The following is a 14316-nucleotide window of genomic DNA, read 5'->3' on the forward strand; positions in this document are numbered from 1 at the left end:
ATCCACCGGCCCATTTTTTATGGGGTCGCCGCGCCGTCCGGCTGGCGGCTTTCTTCCTTCTCGCCCTGGCTATCCTCGCGCCACCGCGCCTTGATCGTGTCGCTGGTATCGCGCGACCCATCATGGCTCCAGCCGGGCGGGCCGAACATATAGCCGAGCTTGTTCCTGAGCCCCCGCACGGTGAACACGTCCTTCGCGATGCCGACCCATTCATGGATCGCCGCCCAGATCAGGTTGAAGCTCCCGAGATTCTTGATGATGCCGTAGCGCGGCCGGTCTTCGTCGCGCTCGGCCTCGAAGGTGCCGAACATCCTGTCCCAGATGATGAAGGTGCCGGCATAATTCTTGTCGAGATAGCGCGGGTTGGTCGCATGGTGGACGCGGTGGTGCGAGGGCGTGTTCATCACCGCCTCGATCCAGCGCGGGAAACGGCCGATCGCCTCGGTATGGATCCAGAACTGGTAGACGAGGTTCAGCCCCGCGCAGAAGAACACCATTTCGGGCGGAAAGATGAAGAACAGCGGCAGGCGGAAGATGAAGGAGACGCTGATAAAGCCTGTCCATGTCTGCCGGAGCGCGGTCGAGAGATTATAATGCTGGCTCGAATGGTGGATGACATGGCTCGCCCAGAACCAACGCACCCGGTGCGCCGAGCGGTGGAAGACATAGTAAGCGAGATCGTCGAGCAGGAAGCAGAGCGGCCAGGCCCACCAGACGAAGCCGATATCGAACAGTTGGTATTGTGCGATCCACAACGACAGCGCGAACACGCTCGCTCCGGTCAGCGCCCCGGCCACCGTCGATCCGGTGCCGAGCATCATCGATGTCAGCGTGTCCTTCGGCTCGTAGCGTGAGGGATCGACCCGCCAGGATATCAGCATCTCGACGAGCACGAGGATGACGAAGGCCGGCACCGCGACCTGGGTGGGGCTCGGAAGGTCAGGCATCGGCGCTCTCCCCGCCTTGGTTTTCCCATCGCGCGGCCCAGCGGGCGGCTTCCGCCTCGTCCAGTTGCAGCGCGACGTCTCCGAACATGCGTTCGCCGGTCGCGATTTTCAATTCTCCGCCCGCGCGCGTGATCGGCGGCGCGGCGCGAAACACGCGCGCGGCGATCTGCGCGCCATGCGGGCGCAGCAGCACGATATCGCCATTTTCGCCGAGCAGCAGCGCGGCGCGGCCGTCCCGGCCCAGCGCGATGTCGATCGGGCGAAAGCCGCTATGGGCGTCGCGCGCAAGCCGGGCGGCGGCCTCTTCGCTCTCGATTTGCGGCGTCGCGCCGAGCTTCAACAACCAGGCGAATCCGGCGAGGATCAGCACCGCGGCGATCGATCCGGCGAGGACGACCCAGTTCAAGGGACTATCCAGTTCATGGGAGCCGGCTCATCCGCGCCGGCTCATTTCGCCGCGGCGAAGGCGTCCATCAGCGATCGCACCGGGCCGACATCATAGCCGCCGGCCGCGGCTTCCTCGGCAATCGCGTGCGGATCGCGCCCGCCATGCGCTTCGGCCAGGGCCCAGAGCAAGGTCGATCGCGTGCCCGAACGGCAATAGGCCAGCACCTTCCCGTCATTGCCGTCGAGCGCCGCGCGCATCGCTTCGACCTGCGGCATCGAAAAGCCGGCATGGGTAACGGGGATCGCCGCATAATCGAGCCCCGCCTCGCGCGCCGCCGCCTCGATCGCCGCGCCCTCGGGCTGGCCGGGATCTTCGCCGTCGGGCCGGTTGTTGATGACAAGCGTCACGCCCTGCTTCGCGGCCTCGGCGATTTCGGCAATGGCGATCTGCGGCGAGGCCAGGAACTTGTCGGTTATGGTGCGGAACATGGGCGCTCTCCTTCGAGGCGCTCTTATGGCGATAAGGGGGCGGGGGGCAAGCGGGGAGGGCTGTGAGTAGCTGGAAGGCCAAGCTGTTCTTTGCGCTTGTCGCCGGCATAGAATTGGGGCATTCAAAGCCAATGAGACAAAATATCATTCTTGTCGTGTTTGGCATTTTCATTGTGTTTTTGCTTTCGCCAGACGCCGCCCATGCGGACAGCTGGGTACCGCCAACTGAACGAGTCTATTTATCCACTGACGAAACGGTGCGATTTACTGTGACACCTCGGTCAATCGACAACGTGCTCAATTACTTCGAAGATCAGATCGAAGGACGGGCATTGGACGGTTCCGAACCGCGCGGGCAGCTCGCGCGGCGTGGTCCGGATCATGAATGGATAACCATCTGGGAAGTCGCTTTGATCAACGACGTTGCACCAGTCAGTGCATTGGTGACCAATTCCGCAGATTACGTCGTGACTTTCGACAACTGGCATTCGGTAGGTTACGGCGACGATGTCGTGGTCATTTACGGCAGTGGGGGCGAAGTTGTCCGGTCGTTTAGATTGACCGACTTACTAAGCGAAGACCATCTGATCTCCCTGCCTCACTCCGTCAGCTCGATCTGGTGGGGCGGCGAACATCATTTTTCAGCAGACGAAACCCAGCTCATTCTGAAGGTCGTTGCGCCGGGCGCGGGCATACAGGCAGAGACCCGCGAATATCTCGATCTTGCTGTAAACCTGTCGGATGGTTCGATTGTCGAGCGGCGGGCTTCTGATTGGGCGGGAGTCGAGCAATCGGCTCGACACATTTCCGAGGAACGGCAAGCTGCGGAACGAGAAAGAGAGGAAGCCTTTGTGCGCCCTCTTCTGGCGCCGATCGACGGCACCGTGACCGATTGGCATCAATATCTGAACGAGGCATTCAATCGGGTCGATCCGGACTGGCCCTACAGCAGTGCTTCGACCACTGTATTTTATCCCCCAGATCATGAGCGGCATGAACAGTCCATCGGTTGGGCTCGCGAGAATCTGCACGATATGCATTTCGAAGGCGATTCGATGATGTTCGCTTCGCCTTCGCAGACGGCGCTGGCCGACATCCTTATCGAACTGGCGGGCGAAATTGCGCCCGATGACCTTGATGGCGTGCAAATTTATGTCGCGGCCGATAACGAGCATAGCGAGAGTATTGAAGCGGCGTTTCAATATACCGGCGCGCAATATGTCCAACTTGACCCTGCACGAGAAATCGAACAGCGGCCTGAACGGATGACTGCAGAGGGCCGTGCGAGGGCGGCGGAACAAATGATGGAAGCGATAATGGGCGAATTGGACGCCATGGTCGACGAAGTTGCTCACGAGGAATAGGCTGGAGCGAGTCGGGGCTTAACCGTCGCGCTCGCGCCCGCTGAAAACGCTGCCAGACAAAATCCCTGTCCTATTTGGAAATACTCTGTTTCATCCTGCCGGATGACGCCCGATCCCTCGCTTCCCGAGTCGCCCGGACCGCCGCGCGCTAAGGTCACATCCGAAGCGCCTATTCGGCGCGGCCCGGACCCCGTAACGCGCACTTTTCGGGGCTTTTCGCCCGAAGGCCGCACACCGGCAAAAAGGGCGTTTCGTGTCAACCGGGGCGGGCCGGTGGCCAAGAGAACCGTCGTTGCGAGGAGCCGAAGGCGACGCGGCAATCCAGTTCAACCGGCTCGTATATGCTCACTGTCGGGACTGGATTGGTTGGCCTGCGGCCGCCTTCGGCCCGCTACGCTCGCAATGACGGTAGAGGGAGCAATGCCTATGAACTAACCCGCGCCGCCGCTCAGCCGTGCGCGGCGATCACTTCGAGGAAATCCTCGCCATAGCGGGCGAGCTTGGCTTCGCCGACGCCGGAGATCCGGGAGAGCGCGCCCAGCGAGCCGGGGCGGATCGCGGCCATCTCGCGCAGGGTCGCGTCGTGGAAGACGACATAGGGCGGCACGGCGTTTTCGGTGGCGATCGCCTTGCGCTTCTCGCGCAGCGCATCGAACAGCGGATCGCCGACCGGGTTGGGGGTGGCGTTGCGGCGGCGGCGCGCCGGTTTCGCGGGCGGCAGGACGAGCGCAACCTCCTCCTCGCCCTTGAGGATCGCCCGCGCGGCGGGGCCGAGGGCAAGGCCGCCATGGTCCGTCTGGACCAGCGCCTCGCGGGTCTGCAGCGCGCGGGAAACGGGGCGGATCATCGGCGCTTCGTCGGCATCGACGATGCCGAAGACGGAGAGCCGGTCATGGCCGAGTTTCTCGATCCGCTCGGTCGTGTTGCCCATCAGCACGTCGCCGACATGGCCCATGCCGTAGCGCTGGCCGGTGCGATAGACGGCGGAGAGGAATTTGCGGGCCGTCTCGGTCGCGTCGACGGCCTTGGGCGGATCGAGGCAATTGTCGCAATTGCCGCAGCGCTCGGGCGGGCTTTCGCCGAAATGGCGGAGCAGGATGGCGCGGCGGCAGGTCGCGGTTTCGACGAGCCCGCCCAGCGCGTTCAGCCGCGTGCGTTCGCCGGCGCGGCGTTCGGGCTCGACCTCTTCCTCGATGCGCCGCCGTGCGCGGGAGAAATCCTCCGCGCCCCAGAAGAGATGCGCCTCGGCCGGATCGCCGTCGCGCCCGGCGCGGCCGGTCTCCTGGTAATAGGCCTCGATCGATTTGGGGATGCCGGCATGGGCGACGAAGCGGACATCGGGCTTGTCGATGCCCATGCCGAAGGCGATCGTCGCGCACATCACCATGTCTTCGGAGGCGACGAAGGCGGCCTGGTTGGCGGCGCGTTCTTCGGCAGGAAGCCCGGCATGATAGGCGCGCGCGCTCCGTCCGGTCGCCGCGATCTGGGCGGAGAGCTTTTCGGCGGCGGCGCGGCTGGTCGTGTAGACGATGCCCGCGCCCGGCTGTTCGTCGGTCAGCGCCTTGATCTGTTTCGGCAGCCCGGCGCGCGGCTGGACGATATAGCGGATATTGGGCCGGTCGAACCCCGCGACGATCAGGCCCTCGTCCGGAATGCCGAGATGGGCGAGGATATCCTCGCGGGTGTGCCTGTCGGCGGTGGCGGTGAGTGCGATGCGCGGCACATCGGCGAAGCGATCGAGCATCGGGCGCAGCAACCGGTAGTCGGGGCGGAAATCATGCCCCCATTCGGACACGCAATGCGCCTCGTCGATGGCGATCAGGGAGAGCGGCGTCGCCTCCAGCATCGCCTGGAAGCCGTCGCCGCTGGCGCGTTCGGGGGCGACGTAAAGGAGGTCGAGATCGCCGGCGCGGAAGCGGTCCTGCGTCGCCGCCCAGTCGGCATCGGCGGAGGTCAAGGTCGCCGCCTTGATCCCCGCGGCCTCGGCGGCGCGCACCTGGTCGTGCATCAGCGCGATCAGCGGCGAGATGACCAGCCCGGTGCCGGGCCGGGCGAGCGCCGGGATCTGGTAGCAGAGCGACTTGCCCGCCCCGGTCGGCATCACGGCAAGGCTGTGCGCGCCCGCCATCACCCGGTCGATCACGTCGCGCTGGACGCTGCGAAAGCCGGAAAAGCCGAAGGTTTCGCGCAGGATGGAATCGAGATCAGCCACGGGCGGCCACGCTATGCAGTCTCGTCCGCTTCGCCAAGGCGCGCGGGGCTGCCGGCGGCGCGCTCCTCGCGCTGGCGGGCCCACATCTCGGCGTAGAGGCCGCCCTGTTCGAGCAGCGCCGCATGGCTGCCGCGCTCGGCGATGCGGCCATGGTCGAGCACGACGATCTCGTCGGCATCGACGATGGTCGAGAGGCGGTGGGCGATGACGATGGTCGTGCGGCCCTGTTCGGCGCGCTCGAGCGTCGCCTGGATCTCGGCCTCGGTGCGGCTGTCGAGCGCGCTCGTGGCCTCGTCGAGAATCAGGATCGGCGGATCTTTCAGGAGCGCGCGGGCGACGGCGACCCTTTGCTTCTCGCCGCCCGAAAGCTTGAGCCCGCGTTCGCCGACGCGGGTGGCATAGCCTTCGGACAGGCTCTCGATGAAGCTGTGGATCGCCGCGCCCTTCGCGGCCTCGCGGATCTCGGCCTCGCTCGCGCCTTCGCGGCCATAGGCGATATTATAACCGATCGTGTCGTTGAACAGCACGGTATCCTGCGGGACGATGCCGATCGCGGCGCGCAGCGTTTCCTGTCGCGCTTTCGCGATATCCTGCCCGTCCACCAGAATACGCCCGCCGGTCACATCGTAGAAGCGGAACAGCAGCCGCGCGATCGTCGATTTGCCGGCGCCCGACGGGCCGACGATGGCGAGCTTCGAACCCGGCGCGACGACAAGATCGATGCCGTTGAGGATCGGCCGGTCGGCGTCATAGCCGAAGCGGACATTCTCGAAGCGGATTTCGCCGCGCGGCACGGCGAGCGCGCGCGCATCCTGCGCGTCGACAATCTCGGACGGGGTGTCGAGCAGCTCGAACATCGCCTCCATGTCGATCAGCCCCTGCTGCACGGTGCGGTAGACGGTGCCGAGAAAATCGAGCGGCCGGAAGAACTGCATGAGCAGCGCATTCACCAGCACGACATCGCCGGTCGTGAACATGCCCTGGCTCCAGCCCCAGACGGTATAGCCCATCGCGCCGGCCATCATGCCGTTGGTGAGCAGCGCCTGGCCGACATTCAGGAAGGCGAGGCTGTTCTCGCTCTTCACGGCGGCGCTCGCCCAGCTGGAAACGGCGCGACTGAAGCGCTGGGCTTCGCGGGCCTCGGCGTTGAAATATTTCACCGTCTCGAAGTTGAGCAGGGAATCGACGGCATGGCTGTAGGCGGTGGTGTCGAGATCGACCATGTTCCGGCGCAACTGGGTGCGCCAGCGCGTCACCAGCCGGGTGAAGACGATATAGACGGCGACCACGCCCAGGGTGACCGCGACCAGCCCCCCGCCGAACTTGACGAAGAAGATGATGCACACCGCGATCAGTTCGATCGCCGTCGGCGCGATGTTGAAGAGCAGGAAATAGAGCATCGTGTCGATGCTTTTGGTGCCGCGCTCGATGATCTTGGTGACGCCGCCGGTCTTGCGCTCGAGATGGAAGCGTAGCGAAAGATCGTGGAGATGCGCGAAGACATTTTCGGTGAGGCGCTGCGCCGCGCGCTGGCCGACCTTTTCGAAAACGACGTTGCGCAGATTATCGAACAGGACGCCGCCGAACCGCGCGCCCGCATAGGCGACGACCAGCGCGATCGCGAGCATGACGGCGGGATCGGCCGCGTCGCCCGCCGTTCCCGGCTCGCTCATATTGTCGATTACCGCCTTATAGGCGAACGGCATGATGAGGATCACCGCCTTCGCCACGAGGACGAGGGCAAAGGCGCCGATCACCCGCGCCTTCAGCCCCGAATCGTGCCTCGGCCACAGCAGCGGCAGGAAGCGGCGCAGTACGGCGAAGCCGGGCTGGCGGGAGGCTTGGTCTGTCGAGAGGCTTTCGGGCGGCATGCGCGGCCTAGATAGTGTATTTTCGCGAAACGGCCAGCGCCGTGCGCCTTCTGTGATCTGCCGCACAGCGGGAACCATCTGCCGCAGCTAATCATTGGTGATAGGAAGGGAAGGAAAGTCCAATGGGTCCGGTTTTTTACGTCATGGCAATCATGGGATGCGGCGACGGCGCGACTATGTGTGAGCAGGTTGCGCGCGGCGGCGATGTCTATCGCAGCGAGGCGGCCTGTTATGCCCAGTCGGAACAGGCGCTGATCCGCGCGAGCAGCGAGCCCTATCCGCTGATCATGGCGGAATGCCAGCAGGTTTCACGGCAAGTGGCGGAACGCATCGAAAGCCGGCGCGGCTGGTTCACCGCCAGCTGAGCGCAAAATCCGCGCGCCCCGAGCCAAGAAGATAACAGGATTGCGGGCGGTTCGCCCGATCAGGGCATGTCGAGGATGACCAGCCGGCACCGGGCTTCAGCCTCATTTTCCGAACAGTTGCGATGCGAAATGCCGATCGGCCGCACGGACAGGCCATCGGCCTCGGCATAGCGATCGCCAAGCGCGAACAGTTCTTCACTGCGAAGCTCCGTGGCATTGGCGATGGTGGCGCTTGCGCGCGCAACGGCGGTTACGCCGCCCCGCCCGGCGCCATCCTGGGCGCTGGCGGGGCTGCTGAGCACTGCAAAACCGGCAAACAGGGCCGCCCCGGCAAGCCGGAACGGGAGATTGGCCGGTCGCGCACGGGGGAAAATGCTGCGGACCATGTGGCCGCTAGACGCATCGGCGCGCAAAAAGTTTCGTCTCGCCAGCGACCCCGGTCTGGGCCCAACTGGGGGTAACATCGCCGATTTCCGGACTTTTGCGGGGGGTTACACCCTTCAAAAGCTCGGCCGGGTTTACCGTTACATAACGCTTGCGCGCTACAAGATGGTGCGAACGGGACAGGGACGGGGCGGGAATGGCGCGATTCACGAAGGATTTGCCGCAAATAGCGATGCGCGACGATGTTCGCGCCGAACTGCTGCGCGCCTTTGCGGCACCGCAGTTCGAACGCTCGCCCGTGATGCGCCGACTGCTGTCCTTTCTCGTCGAAAAAGCGGCCCAGGGCGAAGGCGCGCGGCTCAAGGCCTATACCATCGCCGTCGATGCGCTCGGCCGCCCGCCCAATTTCGATACCCAGGCCGACAGCTATCCGCGCGTGCAAGTGGGCCGGCTGCGCAAACTGCTCGACGCCTATTATGCCGAATGCGGAATTGCCGGCGATGTCCGCTTCCATATTCCCAAGGGCGGCTATGAAATGCGCTTCGAGGCTTCGGCGGTGCCCGAGCCGGCGCCGTCCGTGCCCGCCGCCCCCGAATCGCAGGATCCGCCTCCGCCCTTTGCCGGCTGGACAGGCTGGGAGATTTTCCGCTTCGCCGCCGTCGCCTTTCTGGCCGTCATCATCGGCCTGCTCGCCTGGCAGGGGCTCGAAGCGACGGGGTTCCGCGGCTAACCCGCATCCACAGGGCGTCGCTTAGAAACTGCCGCTTATCGTAAAAGTGAAGATCGGGCCGATCCGGCGGTGCCGGTCTTCGATAAAGGCGATCGGTCCGTCGCGCCGGTCGACATAGGCGATCCGCATGAAATCGTCATGGGCGTCGATCAGATTGTAGACGCTGCCGCGAACCCGCAGGCCCAGCACATCCTTATGTTCGATATAGGCGCCGAGAAAGGCAGGCTGCGTTACGAATTGCGAGAACTCGTTAAGCCGATACCCGGCTGCCTGGCGATAGCGTTCATATTCAAGCCCCCATGCAATCTCGGTGCCGGGCACGTCGTGACGGAATTCGGCTTCGATATAGCTTTGATCGTTTTCGCTGAGTGCACGCGGCACGCCGGTCAGCGGATCGTCGAGGCGGGTCTTTTCGAGCGTGAATTCGAGATCGAGCCGCGCGCCGGTAAAGCCGACCGGATCGAAATTGATCGTGCTGTTCCATTCCAGACCGTAGCGGCGGGCGCTGTCGATATTGCCCGGGGCCTCGGTGGTCGGGCTCAGCGGGACCTGGTCAACGACATCGCTGATCGATTCGTAGAAGAGGCGCGCGGTGATCGATCCCCAGGGACCGAGCGTCTTTGTCGCTTCGAGCTCCGCGTTCCAGCTCTGCGGCGGGACGAGATTGGGGTTCGACCCATTTTGGTTGTTGGTGCTGACATTCACGCTCGACACGAAATCGCCGAAATCGAGCTGGCCGACTTCGCGTTCGATACGGGCCCGGATATCGAGCGTCTCGCTGGCCCCCCAAGCGAGCGAAAGAAACCCTTTCGGCCTGTAGAAGCTGCGGGTCAGGCCACCGGTGCCGGTCTGGCTGATCTCCGAATATTCCAGGCCGATCGATGTCTGGAGAGTCAGGTTTTCGGTGAGCGGGCGCCCATAGGTGATATTGCCTTCATAGCGATCCTCGCTGACCACGGACGCGCCGCCGGGGAGCGGCACTTCCTGAAAGTCGCCACCGGGATCGAGCTGGAAGAGACGGTTCTCAATATCGAGCGAGTTGCGCGCGCCTTCGAACGATAGCTGCCAGTCGCCGCCCATCGCCCAGCGATATTCGCTGCGCAGGATAGTTTCCGCCTCGTCCGCGTCCCGCGTGAAGCGCGTCCCGGTGGAGGGAGAGCCGTCGGCGAACTCGAAGACGGCGCTTTGCTGATAGGGGCTGCGCTCGAAGCGGCGAAGGCCGATCAGCTTCAACCGGCCCGGGCCCAGCGCGAACTCGAAATCGCCGCCGATCTCGTAATTCCATTCGTCTTCGCGTTCCCGGAACCGGCGGAACCGGTCCACCATGCCCGGAAAGGAGCGGTCGGAATCCTCTCGGCCGCGGAAGATATATTCCTCATAGGAGAGGTTGAGGTTGCCGATCGAACTTCCCGGCCCGTCGAGACGGAAGCTGCCGGCAACGCGCGGCCGGTCGCCGTCGAAAGTTGCGACTTCGTACCGCCGGTCGATGATCGTCCCGGTCGCATCGGTCACGATCTCGATCCCGTCATTGCCGCTGCGGTATGAATCGTCGAGGTTGGAAAGGCTGACGGTATAATCGACCGGGCCCTGGCTGCCATTGACCGAAATCTCGCCGGTGAAGAGCCGGGGGTCGGTGTTGTGGGCGCGGAATTGCGGGCGCCAGGTGAAATTACCGCTGACACCTGTGGTTTCCGCGACGACGTTGACGACCTGTCCCGAAAGCCCTGGAATATCGAGCGTTGCCGCATCGCGGACTTCGAGCCGCGTGACGTTGCCGGCCGAGATGCGGCCGAGCGCGGTGACGGCATCGTTCGATTTTCCCGAAATCCGCTCGCCGTTGATCAGCACATTGGCGCCGCCCTGGCCAAGCCCGCGCCGGTCTTCGGCTTCGGTTATCGTAAAGCCGGGGATCTGGCGCACCATATCGAGCGCGCTGGTCGGTGAAAAACGGGCGAAATCGGCCGGCGTATAGGTTTGTCCGGTCAGCTGGGCCGCGCCCGTTTCCGCGGTTTCCGCTGTTGCCGCCGTATCGGCCGTTTCGGTTGTGCTCGCTTCCGCCGGAACGGCGAAAAACGGTACCGAGGCCAGCAAATAGGTCGTTCGCCGCATATTCCCACACACACTCTTGTTTTGTTGTCGTGCGGCGGCCTTCGCCGATTTTCGGGCATTCATCCAGAGCGGCCAGACCCGTTTCCGACCAGTCGGCTCTATTTTTCGACAAGTGTCGTAAAAGTGGGTCCGGGGCTATCGGTCCTGTGGATCGACCTCTGCAGCGCCGGAGTCCGGGTTCTGGATCGGGAGCGACCAGACGATCTGGAGCCGCAGAAAGCGTTCAAGCGTGCCCATGCCTGCGCGGTGGGCTGCGGCGCGCTTCGATAGAAGCCTCGCCAAAACGGCTTCGCGGCTGGCGGGACGCCCCCCCCGGGTACGCCCCCTGGCCACGGCCTGGGCAAACTTGAACGAGTCTGCGGTCTCCATCACATTCCCCCCCGGGAAGCACCGTCTGCGCTGCGGTGCGAAGCCCGATTACGCTGCACAACGTAACTTTGGTCTTGAAGAACACGGCTAACACGGGCTTTACGGAAAAGGTCTCGGCAAGCGCGCCTTACGGGCAGCGCATGCGGATCGAGAGGCTGCCGTCGACGGTTTCGACGGTCAACCGCTGGCCGTTCTCGCTCAATTCATAGGCGAGCCGTTCGTCCCAGGTTTCGCCTTCACCGGTAAAACGGTGATCCGCGATTACCGCTTGTGCGCCCTGCGCTTCGACGCCCGTGATCTCGGCGCGGCTTTCATAGAAGGTCGCGGTGTTCGCGGCGATAAGGAGCCGCATTTCGCTGTTCTCGTCGGCGCAGCCTTCCTCCGAAAGGTCCCAATGGCCGCGAAAACTCTCGGGCATGGCATTCAGCGCTTGCGCCGCCGGCCCGGTATCGTCCTGCGCGGGCACTGGCGCAGGATCTTCGGACCCGGGGGCGCATCCGGCAAGGGCGATCAAGGCGGAAAGCAGTAAAGGGGTGCGCATGGTCTTCTCCGGTTTGGCTAGGCCGCGTCCAGCCGCGCGATCAGCGCCTCGGCCGCGGCGGGCGCGCGAACCTTGGCGCCGTTGATGAAGAACAGATAGACGTCGCGGTTCGTTCCCACCGCCGTTTGCGGCGCCGCATAGTCCGGTCCCTCGGGTTGTTTGCCGTCGCGCCAGGCGCGCACCGTCGCCGCCCACTCACCGAGTTCGGCGTCGGGATAGCCGGTCGCCACATCTTCGCGCGCGCCCAGCAGCCGGGCATAGGAGAAGTCGGCCGTCTGGTCCGGGATATGGGGATAGGCCTCGCTGTGTGCGGTTACGATCGCCGCGTTGTGCTTGCGGGCCAGCGCGACGAATTCCGGACAGACGAAGCTTTCATGGCGCACTTCCAGCGCATGGCGCAGCGGGACACCGTCCTGCTTGCCGGGCAGCATGGCGAGGAAATCGGCGAATTCCTCCGCGTCGAATTTCTTGGTCGGCATGAACTGCCAGAAGATCGGCCCGAGCTTGTCGCCCAATTCGACGATCCCCTGGCCGAGAAAGCGGCCGATGCTCTCTTCGGCTTCGCGCAGGTCTCGGCGGTTGGTGCAATAGCGCGAAGCCTTCAGCGTGAAGCGGAATCCGTCGGGCGTCGCGTCGCGCCATTTGGCGAAGCTTTCGGGCTTTTGCAGGCGATAATAGGTGCCGTTGATCTCGATCGCGCCGAGCCGGCCCGCGGCGTGGGAAAGCTCGTCGGCCTGGCGCAGGCCTTTCGGATAGAAGGTTCCGCGCCATGGCTTGTAGGTCCATCCGCCAATGCCGACGCGTATCGCCGCCTTGTCCATATCGATCCCTTTCCTTGCCTCGCTTCTGCCATGCACCGACGATCCGCGAAAGCGCCAATGGCGCCGGGCCGTGCGAGCGGTTAGGCGATTTGCATGCGAAGACTGCGCGCCATCGCCGATATCCTCCTTGCGCTCGGCCTCATGGTCGCGCTGATACTCGCTGCCCGCTGGACTCGCGAAACCTTCGATCCACCCGAGCGGATGGGCGGCGCGGGTGAAGCGGTGCGCATTGTCGATGGCGACAGCCTGACGATCGATGGGCGCGCGGCGCGGTTGATCGGGATCGATGCGCCGGAACTGCGCCAAAATTGCACCGGGGCGGACGGCGCGGCCTGGCCGTGCGGTCGCGAGGCGCAGGCCGCGCTGGGACGACTCGTGGGGTCCGGACCGATCACCTGCGAAAGCCGGGCGCAGGACCGCTATCGGCGGGCCCTGGTCCGCTGCCGAAATGGCGAGGATCGCGATATCGGAAAAGCCATGCTGCGCCAGGGCTGGGCGGTCGCGCTGCCGCGTTATGCGTCGCCCGGCTATGAGCTGGCGGAGAGTGCCGCCCAGGCGGCGGCGCGCGGCGTGTGGCGCGGCGATTTCACACGCCCCGCCGAGTGGCGTGCGGCCCAAAGCCGCGATTAGCCGAAAAACACGCCAATTCATGGCGCATTTCGCAGACTATTCGGCTGATAGAAAGCTGTCCGCGCTCCAGCTTTCGTTATAAGCATCTGATTTATAACGATATCGAAAAACTGGCACGACTGATGCTTAATTGGAAATATACCGGGGAATGGTCTCCGGAAAGTTTCAGGAGCAAACACAATGTCGATCAATTCCATTAACGTTCAGTCCGCCTTTTCCGTCCTCGCCGCGCTCGCCATCAGCGCCCTGTGCATCACCGCGGCCGTCGGTCCGGTTGTCCCGCTCGCCTAAGGCGCAGCGGGGCATCCGCCCCGGCCTTCAACGGAGAAAAAGGAAATCATGATGACCGAGCGTTTTGCCATCGATCGCAGCAACGCCAAATTGATGGGCGTCTGCGCCGGCTTCGCCAATTGGACGGGCTGGAATGTCCTCGCCGTGCGGCTGGGGCTGACGGCGCTGACGCTGTTCCTTCTCGGTCCGGTCGCCATTCTCGCTTATGTGCTGGTAGGCTGGGTTGCGCAGCCCTGATCGCGACGATCCCCGAGACCATTCGAATTCGTTTCGCGGCCTAACGATAATTTTACCATCGGCTGTCAATAGGGCATGGTAGTCGGGATACCATGTTCCGGCACGGGGATGGATGTCGAGGGGGACTTGCGCCGATGTTTGATGAAATCCGCGCCATATATCGAGAGCTGGGCGATATCACGACGCAATTGGATGCCGCTGCCAATTCGGACTCCGAGGAAAAGGCGCGCCATCTTGTAGGCCTGCGCCGCCGTTATGCCGAGCAGAGCGCTAAGGTTGCGACGATGGTCGAAGAGCAGGTATGCGCGCCGCTCACCGGCAAGCCCGAGGCGCAGGACGTGCTGCGGAAATATCGTGAACTGACGAATGAGGCGCGCAGCGCCATAGCCTATCACCAGGCGAGCTGGCCGGCATCGATGCTCGGCACGAAGCCCGACGAATATCGCGAAGCGAGCAACAAGCTTACCGCGTTGCACAGCGCCCACCGTCAATGGGTCGTCGGCACCTTTTTGGCTGACGCCGAGCGCCTGATCGGCTGATCCCGCCGCGGGCGGGGCGCCAAGCCCGTT

Annotated in this window: 15 protein-coding genes; 6 read left to right on the plus strand and 9 right to left on the minus strand. The window is 64.1% G+C overall.

All coding sequences use genetic code 11. The features are described 5' to 3' along the window. Positions 1–17: 17 nt before the first annotated feature. The 3 genes from H6P80_RS01835 to H6P80_RS01845 are packed head-to-tail and all read right to left on the minus strand — an operon-like array spanning position 18 to position 1823. Positions 18–947 carry a sterol desaturase family protein gene (locus H6P80_RS01835; RefSeq protein WP_185799640.1) on the minus strand — a complete coding sequence of 310 codons (930 nt, stop codon included), beginning with the start codon at positions 945–947 and terminating at the stop codon, positions 18–20. Continuing rightward, a complete protein-coding gene (locus H6P80_RS01840; RefSeq protein WP_185799641.1) occupies positions 940–1353 on the minus strand; it encodes a hypothetical protein in 414 nt (137 codons plus the stop codon). Before H6P80_RS01840 ends, H6P80_RS01835 begins: the two co-directional genes overlap by 8 nt. Positions 1354–1394: 41 nt before the next feature. After that, positions 1395–1823, minus strand: coding sequence for a TIGR01244 family sulfur transferase (locus tag H6P80_RS01845; RefSeq protein WP_185799642.1), 429 nt, complete (start codon positions 1821–1823; stop codon positions 1395–1397). A 62-nt stretch (positions 1824–1885) separates the two neighbouring features. On the opposite strand from H6P80_RS01845, the gene H6P80_RS01850 reads away from it, so the two are divergent. Further along, positions 1886–3187 carry a hypothetical protein gene (locus H6P80_RS01850; protein ID WP_185799643.1) on the plus strand — a complete coding sequence of 434 codons (1302 nt, stop codon included), beginning with the start codon at positions 1886–1888 and terminating at the stop codon, positions 3185–3187. A gap of 448 nt (positions 3188–3635) precedes the next feature. Here H6P80_RS01850 and recQ read toward each other — a convergent pair whose 3' ends face one another. Both recQ and H6P80_RS01860 read right to left on the minus strand, forming a co-directional pair. Next, positions 3636–5399, minus strand: coding sequence for a DNA helicase RecQ (gene recQ / locus H6P80_RS01855; protein WP_185799644.1), 1764 nt, complete (start codon positions 5397–5399; stop codon positions 3636–3638). Positions 5400–5410: 11 nt separating this feature from the next. Then, positions 5411–7270, minus strand: coding sequence for an ABCB family ABC transporter ATP-binding protein/permease (locus H6P80_RS01860; RefSeq protein ID WP_185799645.1), 1860 nt, complete (start codon positions 7268–7270; stop codon positions 5411–5413). 122 nt (positions 7271–7392) lie between these two features. Between H6P80_RS01860 and H6P80_RS01865 the strand changes: the two genes are divergently transcribed. Beyond that, complete coding sequence (locus tag H6P80_RS01865; RefSeq protein WP_185799646.1) at positions 7393–7635, plus strand: hypothetical protein; 243 nt, start codon at positions 7393–7395, stop codon at positions 7633–7635. Positions 7636–7694: 59 nt separating this feature from the next. On the opposite strand, the gene H6P80_RS01870 is transcribed toward H6P80_RS01865, so the two are convergent. After that, the gene (locus tag H6P80_RS01870) at positions 7695–8021 is read right to left on the minus strand and encodes a hypothetical protein (RefSeq protein WP_185799647.1); all 327 of its coding nucleotides are present in this window, start codon (positions 8019–8021) and stop codon (positions 7695–7697) included. Positions 8022–8215: 194 nt separating this feature from the next. Between H6P80_RS01870 and H6P80_RS01875 the strand changes: the two genes are divergently transcribed. Continuing rightward, entirely contained in the window at positions 8216–8749 is a 534-nt protein-coding gene (locus H6P80_RS01875; RefSeq protein ID WP_185799648.1) for a hypothetical protein, read from the plus strand. 21 nt (positions 8750–8770) lie between these two features. On the opposite strand, the gene H6P80_RS01880 is transcribed toward H6P80_RS01875, so the two are convergent. The 3 genes from H6P80_RS01880 to H6P80_RS01890 form a co-directional block, all read right to left on the minus strand. Then, positions 8771–10858 carry a TonB-dependent receptor plug domain-containing protein gene (locus tag H6P80_RS01880; protein WP_185799649.1) on the minus strand — a complete coding sequence of 696 codons (2088 nt, stop codon included), beginning with the start codon at positions 10856–10858 and terminating at the stop codon, positions 8771–8773. Between the two features lie 496 nt (positions 10859–11354). Next, the gene (locus H6P80_RS01885; RefSeq protein ID WP_185799650.1) at positions 11355–11768 is read right to left on the minus strand and encodes a hypothetical protein; all 414 of its coding nucleotides are present in this window, start codon (positions 11766–11768) and stop codon (positions 11355–11357) included. 17 nt (positions 11769–11785) lie between these two features. Beyond that, positions 11786–12589 carry a DUF72 domain-containing protein gene (locus H6P80_RS01890; RefSeq protein ID WP_185799651.1) on the minus strand — a complete coding sequence of 268 codons (804 nt, stop codon included), beginning with the start codon at positions 12587–12589 and terminating at the stop codon, positions 11786–11788. A gap of 93 nt (positions 12590–12682) precedes the next feature. On the opposite strand from H6P80_RS01890, the gene H6P80_RS01895 reads away from it, so the two are divergent. The 3 genes from H6P80_RS01895 (at position 12683) to H6P80_RS01905 (ending at position 14286) form a co-directional block, all read left to right on the plus strand. After that, a complete protein-coding gene (locus tag H6P80_RS01895) occupies positions 12683–13219 on the plus strand; it encodes a thermonuclease family protein (protein ID WP_221892856.1) in 537 nt (178 codons plus the stop codon). A gap of 342 nt (positions 13220–13561) precedes the next feature. Further along, entirely contained in the window at positions 13562–13747 is a 186-nt protein-coding gene (locus H6P80_RS01900; protein WP_185799652.1) for a PspC domain-containing protein, read from the plus strand. 134 nt (positions 13748–13881) lie between these two features. Further along, entirely contained in the window at positions 13882–14286 is a 405-nt protein-coding gene (locus H6P80_RS01905) for a hypothetical protein (RefSeq protein WP_185799653.1), read from the plus strand. Positions 14287–14316 lie beyond the last annotated feature (30 nt).

The organism is Parasphingopyxis marina, from assembly GCF_014237875.1.
In the GTDB taxonomy this organism is placed as follows: Bacteria; Pseudomonadota; Alphaproteobacteria; order Sphingomonadales; family Sphingomonadaceae; genus Parasphingopyxis; species Parasphingopyxis marina.

Coding starts and splice junctions, on each gene's coding strand:
- H6P80_RS01835 (WP_185799640.1), bottom strand. CDS start 947: ATGCCTGACCTTCCGAGCCCCACCCAGGTCGCGGTGCCGGCCTTCGTC.
- H6P80_RS01865 (WP_185799646.1), top strand. CDS start 7,393: ATGGGTCCGGTTTTTTACGTCATGGCAATCATGGGATGCGGCGACGGC.
- H6P80_RS01870 (WP_185799647.1), bottom strand. CDS start 8,021: ATGGTCCGCAGCATTTTCCCCCGTGCGCGACCGGCCAATCTCCCGTTC.
- H6P80_RS01875 (WP_185799648.1), top strand. CDS start 8,216: ATGGCGCGATTCACGAAGGATTTGCCGCAAATAGCGATGCGCGACGAT.
- H6P80_RS01905 (WP_185799653.1), top strand. CDS start 13,882: ATGTTTGATGAAATCCGCGCCATATATCGAGAGCTGGGCGATATCACG.
- H6P80_RS01845 (WP_185799642.1), bottom strand. CDS start 1,823: ATGTTCCGCACCATAACCGACAAGTTCCTGGCCTCGCCGCAGATCGCC.
- H6P80_RS01885 (WP_185799650.1), bottom strand. CDS start 11,768: ATGCGCACCCCTTTACTGCTTTCCGCCTTGATCGCCCTTGCCGGATGC.
- H6P80_RS01900 (WP_185799652.1), top strand. CDS start 13,562: ATGACCGAGCGTTTTGCCATCGATCGCAGCAACGCCAAATTGATGGGC.
- H6P80_RS01895 (WP_221892856.1), top strand. CDS start 12,683: ATGCGAAGACTGCGCGCCATCGCCGATATCCTCCTTGCGCTCGGCCTC.
- H6P80_RS01880 (WP_185799649.1), bottom strand. CDS start 10,858: ATGCGGCGAACGACCTATTTGCTGGCCTCGGTACCGTTTTTCGCCGTT.
- H6P80_RS01890 (WP_185799651.1), bottom strand. CDS start 12,589: ATGGACAAGGCGGCGATACGCGTCGGCATTGGCGGATGGACCTACAAG.
- H6P80_RS01860 (WP_185799645.1), bottom strand. CDS start 7,270: ATGCCGCCCGAAAGCCTCTCGACAGACCAAGCCTCCCGCCAGCCCGGC.